The following is a 20,812-nucleotide window of genomic DNA, read 5'->3' on the forward strand; positions in this document are numbered from 1 at the left end:
AGCTAAGGTTTTTATGTTAAATTAATATCATTATCTAAAAGGTTACATTGTTTTAAATAGCACATCATGTTGTACTGTTAAAAAATAAAATCTCTAATATTACCATAATCAACTGTTCTATTAAGAGTAGGATGGCTAGATATAAATCTAACTGTAATTTTTGAGTTTAATAAACAAGGATTCGAAGTTAAAAACACTCTGTCTCCATTGACAATAGAAGTAATAGCCACTGGTAAAATATCAACAAATGTATCATATCTACTTTTAGCAATTTGATAAGGATAGTTTCCTACAAAAACAAATAGATTTAAGTCATATATATCATCAACGAACCAAGCCCATTGACCATAAACTTTGTCAATACTTACTGTACCTAAACCAAGTGTATCAAAGTATGTTGCTATAGTTAAATAAATATTTTCCATGTTTTCTAAGTATGAAACAGTATATCTTCTGAAACGTATAGGTGCTGTGGCAGAAATAGGGTAAACCATATTTACATTTAAATTATTCGCATTCAAATTAACCAAAGTATCACATCCTAAAAATAGTCTATAAGATACAATATTTAAATTGATGTGATTTTGTTACAGATATCTTATAAGATTTTATAAATGATTAGAATTAGGATACAAAGTGAATTAACAAGCCTAATAAGATATTCTACACTAATAGGTACAGGTTGGTAATAGTGTCAAATTGTTATTACAGGACTTATATGTGATAATATTATGAAATTGTTATTATTGTACAATAGTGGTACAATATTATCGAAATACAGTGATTGCGTTTGATGTCCAGCTATATTAACTGGTTAATTTAACTCATAAATATTTTAAATCTAGTATCCATAAAGAATAATAAACATAAGATAATTATAAAGATATACTGTGTTCAAATGATATTAAACAAGATTTATATTATTTGAATACAGTATATTATAACGTTGAAAATACAATTCTAAACCTTATGATATCAATTCATAGTTTGATAAACTAATTAAAAATTAAATTTATATAAAGAGGGAAAAGAGGAAAAGGAATGTTTATAAGGAAGAATGTTATAAGATTAGCAATTCCTATAATGATAGAGCAGACATTTGTTATGCTTTTAGGGGTATTTAATACAATGATGGCAGGTCATATTGGGGAAGAGGCTGTATCTGCAGTTGGAATGGTTGATTCAATCAACAATATATTTATATCTGTATTTGCTGCGCTATCTGTTGGTGCTACTGTTGTTGTAGCTCAACAAATAGGGAAAAGAGATAATGAAAAAGTAAATGAAACTATCAAGCAAGCATTAATATCTGGTGTAATATTATCATTTACAATAACAGTATTAATGTGGATTTTTAGAACAGGTGTAATCAATTTGTTTTATGGTTCAGCAGAAGAATTGGTAAAATCAAATGCAAAACTATACATAGAGTTTACATTATTCACCTATCCATTTATTGCAACACAGCAGATAGCAAATGGTATTCTAAGGGGTTGTGGAGATGTAAAGAAACCTATGTATGTGACTATGTTTATGAATATAGTAAATGTAACATTAGGATATATACTTATATATGGTGTTGATTTAAATACTTTAGGAATAAATTTACAGACACCTTCTTATGGCATAACAGGAGCAGCTATGTCTATTGCCATAGCCAGAATAATCGGATGTATAGTTATTGTAAGGGCTTTGTTTAAAGGGAATGAATTTATATCTATAGGTAAAATATTTCCATTTAAGATTGATGTTGAAACTCAAAAATCTATATTCAATATAGGTATACCAGCAGGGGTTGAACAATTACTTTTTAATGCAGGTAAATTGATTGTTCAAATATTTATAGTTACTATGGGAACATCAGCGATTGCATCAAATGCAATAGGAATGTCAATTGCATCTATTATAAATGTAATTGGAAATGCATTGGCCTTGTCTGCTACGACTTTGGTGGGTCAATATATAGGACGGGGAGACATCAAAGGGGCTAAGAGTACTTTATTGTATCTAACTAAATTTGCAACGGTTTGCTTATTTGCAGTAGGTGCTATATTTATACCAATTGCACCATGGATTTCAAGCATGTATACTCAAAACTCGAATGTAATTGATGTATCAACACAATTGATTCGAAGTGATTGTTTAGCTATGGTAATATGGCCTATATCCTTTGTATTATCAGCAGGGCTGAAAGGTGCTGGAGATACTAGATATACAATGATGACAGCCGTAATAGGAATGTGGATTTTTAGAATTTTTACAGGTTACGTATTAGGGGTTGTATTAGAATTTGGAGTGCTAGGAATTTGGATAGGTATGTATACAGATTGGCTTGTTAGAGGAACATTATATTGTTTGAGATTAAGAGGAACGAAGTGGCTAAAACACAAAGTTGCATAGAATATATAAAATCACTTTTAGATAGTAAATTCTATTTAAAAGTGATTTTTTATTTAGAGAATATCATAATTATAAGTATGATATATAGAAAAATTAAAATATGTAAATTAAGTATATAATTATATGGACACTATAAATTATATACTGTAGAGAATTACATAATTTGGCGACAAATATTAGAAATATATATCTATATTTAATAATATATATGGGTATATTATTAAATATAAAAAATATTAGATATTTATTTAATAATAAAGGTGGGTATTTTTATGATAAATAAAATAGGAAAAATAACTCTCTATGTAAATAATCAAGAGGATGCAAAATTGTTTTGGACAGAAAAATTAAATTTTGTGGTAACTTATGAAAAAGAAATGGGTCCAGATATGAAATGGGTGGAAGTAGCACCAAGTAAAAATGAATTTACAACATTTGTATTGTATGATAAAAATCTGATGATGAAGCAAAATCAAGATGTAAATTTATTGCATCCATCAATAATTTTAAGTACAAGAGATATTCATGGAACTTATGAACAGATAGCAAAGAATAAAGTTGAAGTAGGGGAATTAATGGAGATGCCTTATGGAAGAATGTTTTCTTTTAAAGACCAAGATGGAAATTCTTACTTAGTCAGAGAAGATAAATAATTTTGTAAAGTGTTAAATTTACTCAATATCTGATATAATTAGATACAATAATTATTATAATTTAGTATTAAACGATAATTATATAATTAAAAATCAATTGTAAAATTTGAGTAGAGGTGATAAAATGTTTAAGAAAATGGCAGTACTAAAAGATATAGCAACTAAAATAGGACGTAAAAAAGCGTATGAATTATTAGAAATGGTTGAAGGTAATGACGCTTTTGTAGCTGAAGTAAAAATAAAAAAGAATGGGATTGAATCTAAAAAAGAAGAAATCATGTTAAAAGATAATCAAAAAATAATATTAGAGTATATAGAAGGTTAATTTTTAGATACATATATAATTAAATAATACTGATTTTTAAAGATGAGTTATGAAAACTCATCTTTTTTATTTTTTCATAACTTTGTTTTATATTTAATATATATTTTATCCCTTAGAGTTGCTGAGATATAAAAAGTACTGATATAATAAAAGAATGGATATAAATGTAATATTTTACAGAAAAGAGGGGTATTATGCTTGAAATAAAAAATCTTTCCTTTAATGTTGAGTCTAACAATGAGGAGCTAGGAATAATAAATGATGTTAGCCTTTCATTTGAAAAAGGCAAACTTATTGTTATCACAGGACCAAATGGTGGAGGAAAATCCACAATTGCTAAGCTTATTATGGGAATTGAAAAAGCCACTAGCGGTCAAATACTTTTAGATGGAGAAGATATAACTAATCTTAGCATCACAGAAAGAGCAAAAAAAGGAATAGGATATGCATTTCAACAACCACCAAGAATAAAAGGTATGACAGTTGAAAACCTGCTTACTCTTGCTCATGGAAAACCATTGTCTACTGATGTGTGTTGTCAATATCTTACAGATGTTGGATTGTGCTCAAAAGACTATTTAAATCGTGAAGTTGATAACTCTCTTTCTGGAGGGGAAATGAAAAGAATCGAGATAGCAACTCTTTTTGCTAGAGATTTAAAGGTTTCTATATTTGATGAACCTGAAGCAGGTATAGACCTTTGGAGTTTTGGAAAGCTTAATGAAAGTTTTAAGAAAATTCATGGGGAATCTGACCAAACTATAATCATAATTTCTCACCAAGAAAGAATACTAGAGTTAGCTGATGAAATAATTGTTTTACAAGATGGTTCAGTAAAAAGCCATGGAACAAAAGATGCTATATTACCTGAAATCATGTGCCAAGTTAATTCAAACTGTGAATTAATGAAAGATATGAATTAATTAGAAAGGAAGGCAAATTAAATGAACAAAATAGACTTAAATCTTTTAGAAAAAGTTGCTGAACTTCGTGGAACTCCATTAGGAGCATACAATATACGTAAAAATGGACAAGGTATAGAAAGACATTCAACTGAAAATGTAACTATAGCTCCAAAGACTGATAAACCTGGAATTGATATTATAGTAAAACCAAACACTAAAGGAGAAAATGTTCATATACCAGTAATAGTAACAGAAGCTGGTGTACAAGACATGGTTTATAATGATTTTGAAATTGGAGAAAATGCAGATGTTGTTATAATTGCTGGTTGTGGTATACATAATTGTGGTAATGATGACAGTGAACACAATGGAATACATAGATTCTTCTTACATAAAGGAGCTCGTCTAAAATATGTGGAAAAACATTATGGCGAAGGTGATGGAGAGGGAAAAAGAATTTTAAATCCAGTTACGATTGTTAATATGGGTGAAGATTCATATTGTGAAATGGAAACAATTCAGATTAAAGGCGTTGATTCAACTAAAAGAGAAATGGATGCCACTTTAGGTAAAGGAGCAAAGATAGTTGTATTTGAAAAGTTGTTAACTCATGGAAATCAAGTTGCAGAATCTAATATGAAGGTTATATTGGAAGGTGAAAATTCTTCTGCTCAAGTAATTTCTCGTACAGTTGGTCAAGACAACTCTAAACAAAAATTTAATCCTTGTGTTATTGGGGATTCTCTTTGCTCTGCACATGTTCAATGTGACTCAATAATTATGGGAAATTCTCAAATTAGTGCTATACCTGAAATTGCTGCAAACCATCCAGATGCTCTTTTAGTACATGAAGCAGCAATTGGAAAGATTGCAGGAGACCAAATTTTAAAGATGATGACATTAGGACTTACAGAAGAAGAAGCAGAACAACAAATACTAAATTGTTTTTTAAAGTAAGTCCAAGTTTTTATTTAATTTAATATAATTAATATAGTATAATATAATGAATAAGTCTAAAATTTTTTTATTTTTAGACTTATTTTCTTTATGTAAGATAAAACTATTAGAGAAATTATACTGTAATTAGGATGTGGAATAAATGAAAAACTTACTTATAAGAAATGGCACAATAATATCTCCAAAAGATGGTATCAAATTTGAGAAAAGAGATATCTTGGTTTTACATGGAAAGATATGTGATATTGGATTAAATCTTAAAGAAATGATAAGAAAAGAAAAAATACTCATAAACAAAGAGTTTGAGATAATAAATGCTAACAACATGTATATTTCTCCTGGATTTATAGATGTTCATACCCATTGTTATAAGAGAAAATTACCTACAGGTATGGATTCTGATTCAATTGGAATTGAAAAAGGTTCAACAGTTATATTTGATGCAGGTACAGCAGGTCCTGTAAATTACTACGATTTTAAGAAAAAATATATGGATGAATGTAAGACTGAAGTGTATTCATTTTTAAATGTAACTAATGAGGGATTAAATATATTGAATGAATCAACATCTTTAGATGTTATAAATTTTGATAACATTGAGTCTATTGTAGAAAAAAACATGGAAAAGATAAAAGGTATAAAAGTAAAAGCAAGTAAATTTCAATCTAGTACAGATGGTATAGATATAATTAAGAAGTCAAAGCAAATTGCAGAAAAATTAAATTTACCATTAGTGGTATATATAGGGGAGTATCCATCATATATAGATGAAGTAATGAATATTTTGGGAAAGGGAGATGTAGTTACGCCTGTATATGGAAATAGCACAAATGGAATATTTAATGAATCTGGCAGTTTGAGAGAATCTGTATTAAATGCAAAAGATAAAGGTGTATTATTTGATGTATGCCATGGATTAGAGCAGTTTGATTTTGAAGTCTTTAAAAAAGCAGTAAATCAAGGATTAGAGCCAGATTTAATAAGTACAGATATGCATATAAAAAATATGAAAGATATACATTATTCTCTTTTAAATGTTGTAAATAAAATCATGGAACTTGGTATACCTCTAGAAAAATGTATAGAAAAAGTAACTGAATATCCAACAAAAGTTTTTAATTTACAAGGAAGTCAAGGTAGGATAAAAATTGGTGGAGAAGGTGATTTTACAATATTTACAATAGATGATAGTGAAGAAATTATAACAGATTATAATAATAATGAACTAATGCTAAATAAAAAATTGAACTTACAATATACTATAAAATCATGGATGAAAAGTAGTGAAGTTTATAGACATTCGTATGATGGCACTGTAATAAATTAAGTTATATTGAAAAAAAAGGAAAAATATGTTTAAATTAGTATATATTGGATAAATATGTAATGGAACAATAATTATAATTTTAGGGGAGGTATTTTAGTATGAAAGCATTTGTTGATAAAGATGTATGTGTAGCTTGTGGAGCGTGTATAGGAACATGTCCAGACGTTTTTAGTATGAGTGATGAAGGACATTCAGTTGCAATTGAAGGAGAAATACCAGCAGAATTACAAGATTTATGTAAAGAAGCAGAAGAAGGATGTCCAGTTTCAGCTATAACAGTTAAATAAGACTGTTTAGATTTAGTTTCAAGACAACATATAAGATTTGATTATTATTTAAGCTATAGTATTAGATTAAGATTCTATTACTATAGCTTTTTAAAATATATAAACTCAAAAGATAATATATTATTTTTATAAAAAGTGGAGGACTTATATATGAAGAAAAATTATGAAATAGTGCTGTTTGACCTAGATGGAACACTTACAGACCCTAAAGAAGGAATAACAAAGTCTATTCAATATTCTTTAAATAGTTTTGGTATAGAAGAAGAATTGGATAACTTAGAACAATTTATAGGGCCACCCCTACATTCTACTTTCAAAGACTATTATAAATTTGAAGATGAAAAGGCAACAGAAGCTATTGAAAAATATAGAGAATACTTTTCTGACAGAGGAATATTTGAAAATAAAATCTATAAAGACATAAAGGAGACTTTAAAAATACTTTATGAGAATGGGAAAACATTATTATTAGCTACTTCTAAACCAACAGTTTTTGCAGAAACCATACTTAAATATTTTGGTATAGATAGTTATTTTAAATATATCGCAGGTAGTAACCTTGATGGTACAAGAGTAAATAAAAATGAAGTTATAGAATATGTGTTAGATTTGTGTGGTGTAACAGATAAAGATAAGGTCATTATGATTGGTGATAGAAAATACGATATAATTGGAGCTAATAAAATAGGTGTAGATTCTATAGGGGTATTGTATGGATATGGTTCTTTTGATGAAATTAGTAAGAGCAATCCTACCTATATTGTCGAAAGTGTTAAATCTATAAAAGATATTTTGCTATAAATATCTTTTATAGACAAAAACAATACAAAATGGTGTAGCATATTTAAAAATATGATATTATAATTAAGGAAGCCATTTAAAAAAGAGGAGGATGCACTTGAAATGAAATCTATTTTAATCATGGGTGGAAGCGACTTCATAGGTTCTGCACTTGCTAAGCGTTTAATTAAATGTGGGTATCAAATAGATATACTTACGAATGGTAAAAAGGAAATAGATTATAAAGGATTTAGAGAGCACTTAATTTGCGATAGAAAAGTACGCAAAGATATGGAAAACATTATCAATGGAAGACAGTACGATTACATATATGATATGACAGCATATACAAAAGAGGATGTTGGTAATCTTATTGATTTTGTGAACTTAGATAGCTTAAAAAAATACATAGTATTGTCAGCAGGAGCCGTATACAAAGATAGTGGAAGAAATGTAAAAGAAGATAATGAAAAAGGTGAAAATGAAAACTGGGGTAAATATGGACTTAACAAAAAAGAAACAGAAGATTTTGTTATAAATAGTTCTATACCATATATAATTATTAGGCCAACTTATATATATGGTGAAAATAATAATTTGTATAGAGAATACTATTTCTTTGAAAAAATAGAAAAAAACGAAAAAATACCAGTACCTAAAGGAAAACAAGTAAGCAATCAATTTATATATATTGGGGATTTAGTAAAAGTGTTAGAAAGTGTAATGAAAAATTCTCATGTGAGAGAAGCGTATAATGTAACAAATCCACAGTTAATATCTTGGGATGAACTTATATATACATGTGGAGAAGTTATTGGGAAGGAACCTATTATAAAATATGTAGACATGGAAAAAGTTGAGTTTAGAGAGAGAACTTACTTCCCATTTAGAAATATAGACTTTAATCTAGATATAAATAAGCTTATTGAACATGGTCTTTATATACCAAATGTTTTATTAAAAGAAGGCCTTACAACAACATATAAATGGTTCTTAGCCAATAAACCAAAATTACATGATAGAAAAATGGATAAAGTTGAGTCTGTAATGCAAATAGTTTAAGATAATAAATAAGTAGGTAGATACTTTGAAATTAAAGATAAAGCGTTTTTTAAAATTTTTTATATTGATATTTGTTTTAATTTTTATATACTCAGTTGCAATAGAACCGAGTCTATTAATTGTGAAAAAATATAATATAAATGAAGATGGAAACATGATTAAAGAAGATATAGTAAAAAATGAGAATGAGATTATAAAAGTAGTTCAGATTTCAGATACTCAAATAGGCAGTTTTTATTCGACTAATAAACTTAAAAAAGTAGCTAATAAGGTGAATGCCTTAAATCCAGATATATTAGTATTTACTGGAGATTTAATTGATTATTCTAATAAAAATCCAGATATAGATGAAATTACAAAGATTTTATCTAGTATGAATGCAAGGTTAGGAAAGTTTTCAGTATTTGGTAATCATGATTATATGTATAAACTTCCTAGGTATTATAGACAAATTATGAAAAACTCTAACTTTCATCTTTTAGTTAATGAAAATAAGAAAATAAGACTTGAAGACAATAAGTATATTAATATACTTGGAGCTGATGAGATATTAAATGGTAATCCAAATATACGAGATTTGGAAAGCAAAACTGATTATAATAGTTTTAATTTATTATTAGCACATGAACCAGATTTGGTAGATATGCTCAATAAAGATACAATGAATTTAGTTTTATCTGGACATAGTCATGGTGGTCAAATAAGGTTGCCTTTCAAGGGTGCTTTAGTTACTCCTCCATATGGAAGGAAATACACTAAAGGATTTTATGATATAAAGGGAAATCATCTATATGTGAGTTCTGGTCTTGGAAGTACAAAGTTGCCATTTAGATTTTTTAATGTACCAGAGATAGTCGAATTTAATATTCTAATCTAGTATAAAATATTGTTTTTATGAAATATAGAGGGATAGAAATTTTAAGAATAAATTGAGTTAAGAATATAAAAAGTTTAAGTTATAGTTAATACATTTATTAGAATTGATAATAATATTAATAACTATTAAAATATAGATATAAAAAATAATAAAAATATAAAAGATTATAATATAGCAAGATTGTATCAATTATAAATAGAGAGTATTTATAATTAATACAATCTTGTGTTTCTTTATATAAAGATATTAATTTTTATACAATGTATGAAAATGATTTAATGTTATATTTAAATTACTTTAAATAAATATTTTTTATATTTTCCTTATCCCATATAAAAAGTTTTTCTGAATTATTTAAAGCTCCAAATACATTTCTTTTAAAATCTGGCATTTCTTTATTTAAATTCGCAATAAGGTTTTTTATGTATTCTCTCCTAGTATGGCCATTTGCAGGACATGGGTTTGCTATGATAGGATAGTTACACTCCTTTGAAATCTTCTTAGTCATATATTCTTCTATGTAAATCATTGGTCTTATAACAGTTAAATCTTGTCTATCTAAGTATGTTTTTGGCGAAAAACAATTAACTCTTCCTTCATAAAACATAGACATTAAAAATGTCTCAATAGCATCATCCTTATGGTGTCCAAGAGCTACTTTGTTGCACCCAAGTTTCTTTGCGTTGTCATTTAAAGCACCTCTTCTTAAATTAGCACATAGTGCACAAGGATTTTTTTCTTTTCTTATATCAAATACAATTTCTTTTATATTAGTTTGAAATTCATAAAAAGGTACATTTATTTCCTCACATAATTTGTTTAATGGTGAGTTATCAATTCCACCAGTATTTAGAGTTACAGCTATTAATTCAAACTTTTGTGGAGAAAATCTTTGATAATTTTTAAGTATATGAAGTAATGTCAAACTATCTTTTCCACCAGAAAGGCCAACTGCAATTTTATCATTTTCTTGTATCATATCAAAGTCTTGTATAGCCTTACGAGCTTTACTAAGAAGTTTTTGCATAGACATTTTTAGCACCATCCTTTATTTGAAAATATAAACTTAAGAATAACTTAAGGTTTACTTATAAAATACTTAAAACTTATACTCTAAAATTAACGTTAATAAACATAACGAAGGAGACGATTCAACCATGAAAAAATTAAAATTGATGTTAGGCATTATAGTAGTAGTATTTATAAGTATGTTTATAGTTAAAGATAAAATTCTGAAAGATGAAGAACCAACTGGAGCTGCTCAATTTGCTTCATCTCAAGATGTTGAAACAGATTCTCAGAAAAAAAATCACTCAAATAGTATAGCAGATAATATATTATTGGTAAACAAGACAAATGAACTTAGTAAAGATTATATGCCGAAAGACATTACTAAGGTAAATATAGAATTTGTTCCAGAAGCTACTGAAGAGGAAAAACAAATGGCAGGAGAACCTGCAAAAGCAGTAGAAGACTTAGTTAGACAAGCTAATGAAGAAGGAATACAGTTTTTAGGGTCTTCAGCATATAGGTCTTATGAGACTCAACAAGATACTTATACAAGAAGAGTAAATTCTCAAGGTCAGGAAAAAGCTGATGCATATGTAGCAAAACCTGGACATAGTGAACATCAATCTGGACTGTGTATTGACTTGACAAATCCAGAGAGATGGTTTGTTGGAAGTACAAAAGAAGCTATATGGTTGGCAGAAAATGCTCATAAATTTGGATTTATAATAAGATATCCTAAAGGTAAAGAAGATATAACAGGTACAGCATATGAGCCATGGCATATTAGATATGTGGGTAAGGATGTTGCTGAGGAAATTTATTCAAAAGGGTTAACCTTGGAAGAATATTTGCAAAACAAATAATAAAACAACATAACATAAATTGTATGATATTACTAAATGTAATATAAATAAATTTGATACTAGACTACTTTAAGTATAGTATAATTTTAGATGAGTAAAAACTATATTAAAGTAAGTTAGGATGTGAAAAAGTGAAAGATACAATTCTTGTTGTGGATGATGAAAAGGAAATAAGAGACCTTGTAGAGATATACCTTTTAAATGATGGATATAATGTAATTAAGGCTAAAGATGGACAAGAAGCTTTAGATATTTTAGAAAAAGAAAATATTCATCTGATGGTATTGGATATAATGATGCCAAAGATGGATGGGATAGAAGTTTGTAGAAGAGTTAGAGTAAGTTTAAATATACCAATACTTATGTTGAGTGCCAAATCAGAGGATATGGATAAGATACAAGGAATAATGACAGGTGCAGATGACTATCTAACAAAGCCATTTAATCCACTTGAACTTACTGTGAGAGTAAAAGCATTACTTAGAAGAGCGTATTATTTTAGTGGTACTAACAAAGAAAATAAAGATGTCATAGAAGTTGGAGTGGTATTAATAGATAAGGAAAAGCATAGTGTAACAGTAGCTGGAAAGGATATATTTTTGACATCGAGAGAATTTGATATCTTGTATTTACTAGCAAATAATAAAGGTAGAGTATATAGTACAGAAGAGATATTTGAAAAAGTATGGAAAGAACAATACTACCAATCTAACAATACTGTAATGGTTCATATGAGTAGGATAAGAGATAAAATTGAAAAGTATACAGATGGAGAAAAAATAATTCATACTGTATGGGGGGTAGGATATAAAATTGAAAAATAAGAGTGTATTAAATTATATGTTTCGTCCTATAGTAGACTTTATAATAAGCTGTATTATAACCCTAATTATTATGTTAACAAGTGCATATATAATAAAGATATTATATATAAGAACTACTTTATCTACAATTAATTACTTTATGCTTAGTTTAAGAAATATTAGATCTGTTATAGGAGACAGCACATTATATTCAGTTTTATTTCTGACAGCATCATTATCAATTTATTCATTAATGTCATACAAGAGAAATAAAAAACTTGTAAATTTTCTAAAAGATACTGATAACAAAAATAAAAAACTAGAAATTATCATGGATGCTGTAAACTCAATGGAGGAAGGCGATTTAGAAAAAAGTATAGATATTGAGTATGAGTCAAATGGATTAAGTGATAAAAAAATTGATGAGATTGATGAACTTGCAAATAAAATCAATAGTATAGTTTATCAACTTAGAAATATAACTGTTGAAGAAAGACAGGCTCAACAAACTAAGACAGATTTAATAACAAATGTTTCACATGACCTAAGAACTCCTTTAACCTCAATAATGGGTTATCTAGGATTGATAGAAGATGGTAAGTATAAAGATGAAGTTCAGTTGATGTATTATGTTAATATTGCATATGAGAAATCAAAAAGTTTAAATATACTTATAAATGATTTATTTGAACTTACAAAAATGCAAAATAATACAATAAGATTAAAAAAAATAGACATAAACTTGGTAGAGCTATTAAGCCAAATAGTATCTCAACTTGGATTTTATTTTAAAAAAGAATTTATGGTTAGTAGAGTTAATTTCAATGAAGAAAAATTAATTATAAATGCTGACCCAAATAAATTGGTGAGAGCTTTTGAAAATCTTATAACTAATGCTATGAAATATGGAAAAGAAGGAATTTATGTGGATATAGTAACAGCAAAAAAAGGAAATATGGCTATTGCAAAAGTTATAAATTATGGAGAACCCATTCCAGTATTAGATTTACCAAATATATTTGATAGATTCTATAGAGTTGAAAAATCAAGAAATAGCAATGATGGAGGTTCTGGATTAGGTCTTGCAATTACAAAAAATATTGTGAATTTACATGGTGGGGAAATTACTGTTTCAAGTAATATACATCAAACTGTATTTGAGGTACAACTACCAATAATACAAGAAACTGTGTAATAAGATAAAAGTATGATTTAGATACACAAATATTTATAGCATAAAGTGTTTACAAAAATAAAAAAGTAATATATAATTTAAGTCAGTTTAATAAGATACTTATCAAGAATTAGGGGAGAGAGTTAGCTCAGCGATCCTATACCAACCTTTTATTAGGTGGTCCTGCTAACAACGATGAGATGATTGGAAATAATATACTCTTCTTATCAATAGTGGATAGGGGGAGTTTTTTTATAGATTTAAAGTAATAAATTTTTAAGTGATGATGGAGGATTCAAAAATGGAAAAAGTAGAAAGTTTTAAATTAGATCATACAAAAGTTAAAGCTCCTTTTGTGAGAAAGTGTAGTGTACTTGATGGAGTTAAAGGAGATAAAATAACTAAATTTGACTTGAGATTTTTACAACCAAATGTAGAAAGCTTTGGAACTGCTGCTATGCATGGTTTAGAACATTTATTAGCAACTTATTTAAGAGAGACATTAGATGGAGTGATAGATTTATCTCCAATGGGGTGCAGAACAGGATTTTATTTAATATTATGGGGAGATATAGATGCTAAAACAGTTAAAGATGGCTTAGAAAAGGCATTAAAGAAAGTAATTGAATCTGATAAAATGCCAGCTGCTACAGCTTTAGAATGTGGAAATTATAGAGACTTATCTTTATTTGGAGCAAAAGAATATGCAAAAGATGTTTTAGATAAAGGATTTTCTCTTAATATATATGGAGAATAATGTAATTGAAAGAGAACGTATAAGCATAAATCAAAGTGAGGTTCTAAGGTATTTACAATATAAAGGACAAGAAATAGATAAAGAACTTAAAGAAACTATTGATGAATGTATAGAAATAGCCAAAAACAAGATAAATCCTAGATATATATCTAGGATTTATCCTATCAAAATAAATAAAGATAAGATTGTAGAACTAGAGGGAACAAATTTAACCTTAAAAAGTAAGGATATATATGAACTTCTAAAAGACTGTGATGAATGTGTAATTATGGCAGCTACTTTGGGAATAGAGGTAGAAAAGGAAATAAAAAGATACTCTTACTCAGACTTAACAAGAGGACTAATAATTGATTCATGTGGAACAACAGCAATAGAAGAAGTATGCGATATTGTTCAAAATGATATAGAAAAGGTTTTTTTAAAACAAAACAAATTTATAACTATGCGATATAGCCCAGGATATGGGGACTTACCAATAGAGAAAAATATAGATATATTAAATGTTTTAAATGCTCAAAAACAAATAGGACTCACAATTACATCAAATGGGATTATGATACCAAGAAAATCAGTAGTAGCTATTATAGGCATTTCTAATTTGAAAATAGATAAATCAAAGAAAGAAAAATCGTGTGAAAATTGTAAAAACTACAGAAATTGTACATATAGAAAAGGAGCGAATTCTTGTGGAAATAAGACAATATCTAAAGGATAATATATTAATATTTGATGGTGCAATGGGAACAATGCTTCAACAAAAGGGGTTAAAAATAGGTGAAAATCCAGAAGTATTTGGTCTTCAAAATCCAGAAAAACTTATAGAGATACATACATCATATTTAGAAGCAGGATCAAATGTAATTCTTACAAATACTTTTGGGTGTAATGAATTAAAATTAGATAGTGAATATACAGTAGAAAAAGTTATCGACAATGCTATTTTAGTGGCTAGAAAAGCTATAGAAAATGTAGATAACACTAAACCTAGATATGTAGCACTAGATATTGGTCCTATAGGAGAAATGTTAGAGCCTATGGGAACTTTAAGCTTTGACAGAGCATATGAGATATTTAAAAGACAAGTATTACAGGGAGTTAAATCTGGAGCTGATGTAATAGTAATAGAGACTATGATGGATTTATATGAAGCTAAAGCAGCCGTTTTAGCGGCTAAAGAGAATTCTGACTTACCTGTTTTCTGTACTATGACATTTGATGAGAGTGGGAGAAGTTTTACTGGATGTATGCCAGAAAGTATGGTTGCCACAATAGAAGGTCTGGGAGTTGATGCAATAGGAGTAAACTGTTCATTAGGTCCTAAACAGCTTTTGCCAATAGTCAAAAAAATTGTGTCAAGAGCTTCAATACCTGTAATGGTTCAAGCAAATGCAGGTTTACCAAATATAGTTGATGGAGAAGCTATCTATGATGTTGATGCAAAGGAATTTTTTGAGGGAGTCAAAAAATTTGTTGAAGCTGGAGCAACTATAATAGGCGGGTGTTGTGGCACAAATCCAAGCTTTATAAAAGAAATATCTGAAAATATAAGTTCTGTTAAAAAGGGAAGTACCGAAAAGATTGATAAATGTGTAGTTTGTTCGCCCTCAAAATTTGTGGAAGTAGAATCACCTACAGTTGTCGGAGAAAGATTAAATCCAACTGGTAGAAAATCTTTACAAGAAGCTTTAAAAAATGAAAATTTAGATTATGCAATAAATTTGGGGTTGGAACAAGTAAGTGCTGGTGCACAAATATTAGGCGTGAATGTTGGTTTGCCAGAAATAAATGAAAAGAAATTAATGCCAAAGTTGATAAAAGAGATTCAAGCAGTAGTAGATACACCATTACAAGTCGATTCTTCCAATGTAGAGGCTTTAGAACAAGGTCTTAGATATTATAATGGTAGAACAATTGTAAACTCTGTAAACGGCAAAGAAGAGTCCTTAGAAAGCATATTACCAATAGTTAAAAAGTATGGTGCATGTGTGGTTGGTCTTGCATTAGATGAAAAAGGTATACCTAAAAGAGCTGAGGAAAGATTTGAAATAGCAAAAAAAATAGTTGATAGAGCAGTTTCTTATGGAATAAAACCAAAAGATATATTTATAGATTGTTTATCACTAACTGTTTCAGCACAACAAGAGGAAGCAATAGAAACTATAAGAGCCATAACAATGGTTAAGACATTAGGGGTAAAAACTATACTAGGTGTTTCAAATATTTCATTTGGACTTCCAAATAGAAAAGCACTTAATGCTTCTTTTTTAACGTTAGCTTTAGGAGCAGGGCTTGACTTAGCAATTATAAATCCAAACGAATATAGTATGATGGAGGCTATTAATTCTTTTAGAATCTTAAATAATACAGATAAAGGCTGCGTAGATTATATAAATCAATATAGTAATATGAATAATTCAAAACAGTCTGATTCCACTATTAAAGCTAATAAAGACTTATCACTAGATGTTTTAGTTGAAAGGGGATTAAAAGAAGAAGCCAAAAATGAAACGTTGAATCTTTTAAAAGAGAAGGATGAAAATTATATATTAGATAAAATTTTAATTCCAGCTCTTGATAGAGTAGGAAAGAAATATGATAGTGGAGACATCTTTTTACCACAACTTATTCAATCAGCAGAAACAGTGAAAACTGCACTAAATACAATAAAAGAAACCTTAATAAGTAGAAGTAGTGATAATGTATCTAAAGGAAAAATAATAGTTGCTACAGTAAAAGGAGATATTCATGATATTGGAAAAAATATAGTAAAAATAATGCTAGAGAATTATGGATATGAAGTTATAGACTTAGGAAAAGATGTTCCAATTGAGGAAGTAGTAGAGGTTGCTAAAAAAAGAGATATAAAGTTAGTAGGGTTAAGTGCACTTATGACTACAACTGTTCAAAGTATGAAAGATACAATTCAAGCATTAAGAGATAATGAAATAAATGCAAAAGTATTTGTAGGTGGTGCTGTTTTGACAGAAGAATATGCTGAGGAAATGGGAGCTGACTATTATTCAAAGGATGCAAAATCTGCTGTTGAGATAGCAAAGCTAAATTTTTAGCATGTAAATCGAAATAAAGGTTTTACTAAATAGGATATTTTATATATAATATAAATATAAGTTTTAGAAACTTATGTCCAAAATAATAGGAATTAATCTATAATAATGAGATTAATTAATATAAAAAAATATTTATCATCAACATTAAAAAGGGCTGGGAAGTCTGGTATAACTTCCGTCAGCCCTTTTTAGTATAAAAACACTTAAAAAGCCCAATTGCCATCTTTAAAAATCTGTATATGTTTTCCATCATGAGTTTCTCCGACAATATCCATATCTGAAGAACCAACCATAAAGTCAACATGTGTTAGACTATCATTTACTCCATACTCATCTAATTCTTCATCTTTCAAATCATTTCCACCATCTAAGCAAGTCTTATATGCAGAACCAATTGCAAAGTGGCAAGAAGCATTTTCATCATATAAAGTATTATAAAAAATAATATTTGTATCAGATATTGGAGAGTTATATGGAACAAGAGCAACCTCTCCTAGATAATGAGAACCCTCATCTGTTTCAATAAGTTTCTTTAATGTTTCTAGTCCCTTTTCAGCAGAGAAATCTACTATTTTACCATCTTTGAAAGTCAAAGAGAAATTATCAATTATATTTCCTCCATAAACAAGGGGTTTAGTGCTGTATACAGTTCCATTGACCTTAAACTTGTGTGGCATTCCAAAAATCTCTTCAGTTGGAATGTTAGGATTAAAACTTACTCCGTTAGGGTCTTTAGATGCTCCACTTAACCAAATATGACCTTTTGGTAAATCTAAAGTTAAATCAGTTTTTGAAGATTTATACTTTAAAGTTTTAAAATTACTTTCATTTAAAAAATCCATTTTAGACTTTAGATTTTCATTATGTTCTTTCCATGCTTTTATAGGGTCTTGTCCATCAACTCTTGAACACTTAAATATGGCATCCCATAATTTATCTATTGCTTCATCTTCTGATAAACTTGGAAATACTTTTTTTGCCCAATCTTTTGTTGGTACAGAAACTATACTCCATTTACATTTATCTGTTAGCGTATAAGAACGCCACTCTTTTAAAGCCTTTCCAGAAGCTTTTTGAAAGTTAGCAACTTTCTCAGGGTCAACATCTTTTAATAAATCAGGGTTTTGAGCATATACTGATAAAAATGCTCCACCTTCTTTAGCTATATCTACATATTGATCTGCTGTCCATTTTGGAAACTCATGAAATGCTTCGTTTGGAGCATATAAATATTTAATGAGAGTACTTTCTTCATCAGACCATTCTATATATACATTTTTAGCTCCACATTTATATGCTTCCCTCAGTGCATTTCTTGCAAAATCAGCACATTCGATTGGTGATTTTATAAGTAAAGTTTGATCTGGCTGTATGTTAACTCCGACCTTAATTGCTAACTCAGCATATTTTTCTAAATTTTTATTGAAATCCATATCTATCCTCCTGTATTTTTAACATTAAATAACTTATAAATATTATATCATTACTTAGATTTTGGGTCATATTTAAAATATTTATACTTAATAGACTGAGAAATAAAAAATATGTATTTTAATTAAAATAGATTGTTTAGATATATAATTGTAACTAAGACGTTATTTTTTGTTGATAATAGTATTAAAGTAGAAATAAAAATACTTTTTTAGTGAAAGGCTATACAAGAATACCGAAAAAAACTTATAATATAATAATGAGATAGATATTTATAATGAAATAAAAAATTTTCTGGCAAAGCTTATATATGTTTAAATATAGTAGTTTTATATATTATGAACAGAAGATTTCAGTTAGGAGGGCATAAATGGAGCTTTATGAAGCCATTTTTTATAGAAAATCTGTAAGAAATTTTTCCAGTACAAAACTAAAAAAGCCATTAATGGAAGAAATAAAAAGAAGTTGTAAAAATTTAGAATACTTAAATGAAGATTTAAATATTAAAGCACATGTTGTTGATAGAGGTCATATAATACACTTTTTAATGGGGAAAGAGTGTAAAGTAAAAGCACCTCATTATATAGTAGTCACATCAGATAAGGGAAAAGACTATTTACAAAATATAGGTTTTGCTACTGAAGGTATAGTATTACGTCTTACAACATTAGGAGTAGCTACTTGTTGGCTGGAGTCCACATTAAAAAGAGAAGATATCTTGGAATTTGTAGATATTGGAAACAAAGACCCAAGAGAAGATGAAGAAGACGATTTAGATTATTTAGCTGGAATAAAAACAGAAGAAGAAGATGAAAACAAAATAGAAAATCCATATATAATAATAGCTTTTGGATATCCGGCAAAAAATGAAGATTTATTTAGGACAAGATATGCTAGACCTGATAGAAAACCAGTAAAAGATATTATAAATAAAATAAATAGAAATAGAAAATGGAAAGAAATATTAGAATTTACAAGAAGAGCTCCATCTGTGAAAAACTCTCAACCTTGGTATTTTCACAAAGATGAACGAGGTCTTCATCTATTTGAAAAGAAACCTAAGAAACATTGTGAATATATGAATAAGGTTAGCTTAGGTGTAGGTTTAAGACATTTTGATATAGCATGTATAAAAAATAAAATAGATGTTTCATATGAAAAACTTCCTATAAAGAATAAAATAGGAAAATCATATTTTATAACTGTAGTTGAACATGTAAAACCAGAAGAAGAAGAAACTCAAGATGAAAATTTAAGTTTGGAAAAAGAAGAATCACAAAATGAATAAAATTTTGAGAGGGGATAGTAGACATGTATAAGTGTGGGAAATGTAATCTTAGAGGCTGCTCAGATGGAGATATGGATAAGCTAATGAAGATATGCCCAACTAGGGAAGTTGAGTTACAAGAAAAAGCAAAAAAACTTTATGAAGAGGAAGAAAATAGAAAAATAGCTTATAATGCTGGATTAATTGAAACAGAGGGATACTGTCAATATACTAGGTTAAAAGAGATTATAGAGTTTGCTAAAAAATGTGACTATAAAAAAATTGGTATAGCATTTTGTATTGGTTTAAAAAGAGAAATGCAAACAGTACAAAAGGTATTTGAACATCATGGATTTGAAGTGTTTTCTGTTATATGTAAAAATGGAGCGATTCCTAAGACTACAGTTGGATTGAAGCCATCACAAACAATATCAAAATGTAAAGATGAAATAATGTGTAATCCAATAGGGCAAGCTTTATTTTTAAATGAGGCTAAAGTTGACCTTAATATAATTCTTGGATTATGTGTTGGTCATGATACATTAGCCATGAAATATATGGAAGCTCCTATAACAACTCTAATTGTCAAAGATAGAGTAACTGGGCATAATCCAGCTGCTGCTATATATAATGCAGAGTCTTATTTTGAAAAAAAATTATTTGATAAAGATGAAGAATAATTCAAAGACTTATTGACATAAAAAGCAATTAGTGGTTTAATTATAAAAAAGATGAAACTTTAAAATATCCTTAAGATACATAAAGTTATATAAATAAAGAAAAAATATTATGACTAAATTCCTTAAACTAGTCCAGAGAGACTAAAGGGTTATAGATAGTGTTAATATATAACCTCTAGTAAATC

21 protein-coding genes are annotated in these 20,812 nt (G+C 28.2%); 18 read left to right on the top strand and 3 right to left on the bottom strand.

From position 1 onward, the window contains the following. Nucleotides 1–77: 77 nt before the first annotated feature. Nucleotides 78–530: a hypothetical protein gene (locus JJC01_01505; protein ID UDN58572.1), complete on the bottom strand. Its 453-nt coding sequence runs from the start codon at nt 528–530 to the stop codon at nt 78–80. A 511-nt stretch (nt 531–1,041) separates the two neighbouring features. Here JJC01_01505 and JJC01_01510 point away from each other — a divergent pair. The 10 genes from JJC01_01510 to JJC01_01555 all read left to right on the top strand — a co-directional run bounded on the left by JJC01_01510 (nt 1,042) and on the right by JJC01_01555 (nt 9,573). Beyond that, a complete protein-coding gene (locus JJC01_01510; GenBank protein ID UDN58573.1) occupies nt 1,042–2,400 on the top strand; it encodes an MATE family efflux transporter in 1,359 nt (452 codons plus the stop codon). A 272-nt stretch (nt 2,401–2,672) separates the two neighbouring features. Further along, entirely contained in the window at nt 2,673–3,053 is a 381-nt protein-coding gene (locus tag JJC01_01515; protein ID UDN58574.1) for a VOC family protein, read from the top strand. A 124-nt stretch (nt 3,054–3,177) separates the two neighbouring features. After that, a complete protein-coding gene (locus JJC01_01520; protein ID UDN58575.1) occupies nt 3,178–3,378 on the top strand; it encodes a hypothetical protein in 201 nt (66 codons plus the stop codon). A gap of 194 nt (nt 3,379–3,572) precedes the next feature. Continuing rightward, the gene (locus tag JJC01_01525) at nt 3,573–4,301 is read left to right on the top strand and encodes an ATP-binding cassette domain-containing protein (GenBank protein UDN58576.1); all 729 of its coding nucleotides are present in this window, start codon (nt 3,573–3,575) and stop codon (nt 4,299–4,301) included. A 21-nt stretch (nt 4,302–4,322) separates the two neighbouring features. After that, nucleotides 4,323–5,240, top strand: coding sequence for a SufD family Fe-S cluster assembly protein (locus JJC01_01530; protein ID UDN58577.1), 918 nt, complete (start codon nt 4,323–4,325; stop codon nt 5,238–5,240). A 142-nt stretch (nt 5,241–5,382) separates the two neighbouring features. Continuing rightward, a complete protein-coding gene (locus tag JJC01_01535) occupies nt 5,383–6,567 on the top strand; it encodes an amidohydrolase family protein (GenBank protein ID UDN58578.1) in 1,185 nt (394 codons plus the stop codon). Nucleotides 6,568–6,665: 98 nt separating this feature from the next. Beyond that, complete coding sequence (locus JJC01_01540) at nt 6,666–6,854, top strand: ferredoxin (protein UDN58579.1); 189 nt, start codon at nt 6,666–6,668, stop codon at nt 6,852–6,854. Between the two features lie 150 nt (nt 6,855–7,004). Then, nucleotides 7,005–7,655 (top strand): HAD family hydrolase, encoded by a 651-nt coding sequence (locus JJC01_01545; protein UDN58580.1) that lies wholly within the window; start codon nt 7,005–7,007, stop codon nt 7,653–7,655. Nucleotides 7,656–7,757: 102 nt separating this feature from the next. After that, nucleotides 7,758–8,696, top strand: a complete 939-nt coding sequence (locus tag JJC01_01550; GenBank protein UDN58581.1) for an SDR family oxidoreductase — start codon at nt 7,758–7,760, stop codon at nt 8,694–8,696. Nucleotides 8,697–8,721: 25 nt separating this feature from the next. Then, nucleotides 8,722–9,573 carry a metallophosphoesterase gene (locus JJC01_01555; protein UDN58582.1) on the top strand — a complete coding sequence of 284 codons (852 nt, stop codon included), beginning with the start codon at nt 8,722–8,724 and terminating at the stop codon, nt 9,571–9,573. A gap of 292 nt (nt 9,574–9,865) precedes the next feature. On the opposite strand, the gene JJC01_01560 is transcribed toward JJC01_01555, so the two are convergent. Beyond that, a complete protein-coding gene (locus tag JJC01_01560; protein ID UDN58583.1) occupies nt 9,866–10,606 on the bottom strand; it encodes a tRNA 2-thiocytidine(32) synthetase TtcA in 741 nt (246 codons plus the stop codon). 124 nt (nt 10,607–10,730) lie between these two features. Here JJC01_01560 and JJC01_01565 point away from each other — a divergent pair, with 124 nt between their 5' ends. The 6 genes from JJC01_01565 (at nt 10,731) to JJC01_01590 (ending at nt 17,249) form a co-directional block, all read left to right on the top strand. Next, on the top strand, nt 10,731–11,447 hold the full coding sequence (locus JJC01_01565) for a M15 family metallopeptidase (protein UDN58584.1): 717 nt from the start codon (nt 10,731–10,733) through the stop codon (nt 11,445–11,447). 131 nt (nt 11,448–11,578) lie between these two features. Continuing rightward, nucleotides 11,579–12,271: a response regulator transcription factor gene (locus JJC01_01570; GenBank protein ID UDN58585.1), complete on the top strand. Its 693-nt coding sequence runs from the start codon at nt 11,579–11,581 to the stop codon at nt 12,269–12,271. Between the two features lie 16 nt (nt 12,272–12,287). Continuing rightward, nucleotides 12,288–13,445 carry a GHKL domain-containing protein gene (locus tag JJC01_01575; GenBank protein ID UDN60107.1) on the top strand — a complete coding sequence of 386 codons (1,158 nt, stop codon included), beginning with the start codon at nt 12,288–12,290 and terminating at the stop codon, nt 13,443–13,445. Between the two features lie 280 nt (nt 13,446–13,725). Then, nucleotides 13,726–14,181, top strand: a complete 456-nt coding sequence (locus JJC01_01580) for an S-ribosylhomocysteine lyase (GenBank protein ID UDN58586.1) — start codon at nt 13,726–13,728, stop codon at nt 14,179–14,181. Further along, a complete protein-coding gene (locus JJC01_01585) occupies nt 14,171–14,896 on the top strand; it encodes a Vitamin B12 dependent methionine synthase, activation domain protein (GenBank protein UDN58587.1) in 726 nt (241 codons plus the stop codon). Before JJC01_01580 ends, JJC01_01585 begins: the two co-directional genes overlap by 11 nt. Next, nucleotides 14,868–17,249 carry a homocysteine S-methyltransferase family protein gene (locus JJC01_01590; protein UDN58588.1) on the top strand — a complete coding sequence of 794 codons (2,382 nt, stop codon included), beginning with the start codon at nt 14,868–14,870 and terminating at the stop codon, nt 17,247–17,249. The genes JJC01_01585 and JJC01_01590 overlap by 29 nt, the downstream gene beginning before the upstream one ends. A 203-nt stretch (nt 17,250–17,452) precedes the next feature. On the opposite strand, the gene JJC01_01595 is transcribed toward JJC01_01590, so the two are convergent. Continuing rightward, nucleotides 17,453–18,682, bottom strand: coding sequence for an aminopeptidase (locus tag JJC01_01595; GenBank protein ID UDN58589.1), 1,230 nt, complete (start codon nt 18,680–18,682; stop codon nt 17,453–17,455). 368 nt (nt 18,683–19,050) lie between these two features. Here JJC01_01595 and JJC01_01600 point away from each other — a divergent pair, with 368 nt between their 5' ends. After that, on the top strand, nt 19,051–19,968 hold the full coding sequence (locus tag JJC01_01600; GenBank protein UDN58590.1) for a hypothetical protein: 918 nt from the start codon (nt 19,051–19,053) through the stop codon (nt 19,966–19,968). 23 nt (nt 19,969–19,991) lie between these two features. After that, nucleotides 19,992–20,627 (top strand): DUF1847 domain-containing protein, encoded by a 636-nt coding sequence (locus JJC01_01605; GenBank protein ID UDN58591.1) that lies wholly within the window; start codon nt 19,992–19,994, stop codon nt 20,625–20,627. The last annotated feature ends 185 nt before the right edge of the window (nt 20,628–20,812 follow it).

The sequence above is a fragment of the Clostridioides sp. ES-S-0010-02 genome, assembly GCA_020641055.1.
Taxonomy (GTDB): Bacteria; Bacillota; Clostridia; order Peptostreptococcales; family Peptostreptococcaceae; genus Clostridioides.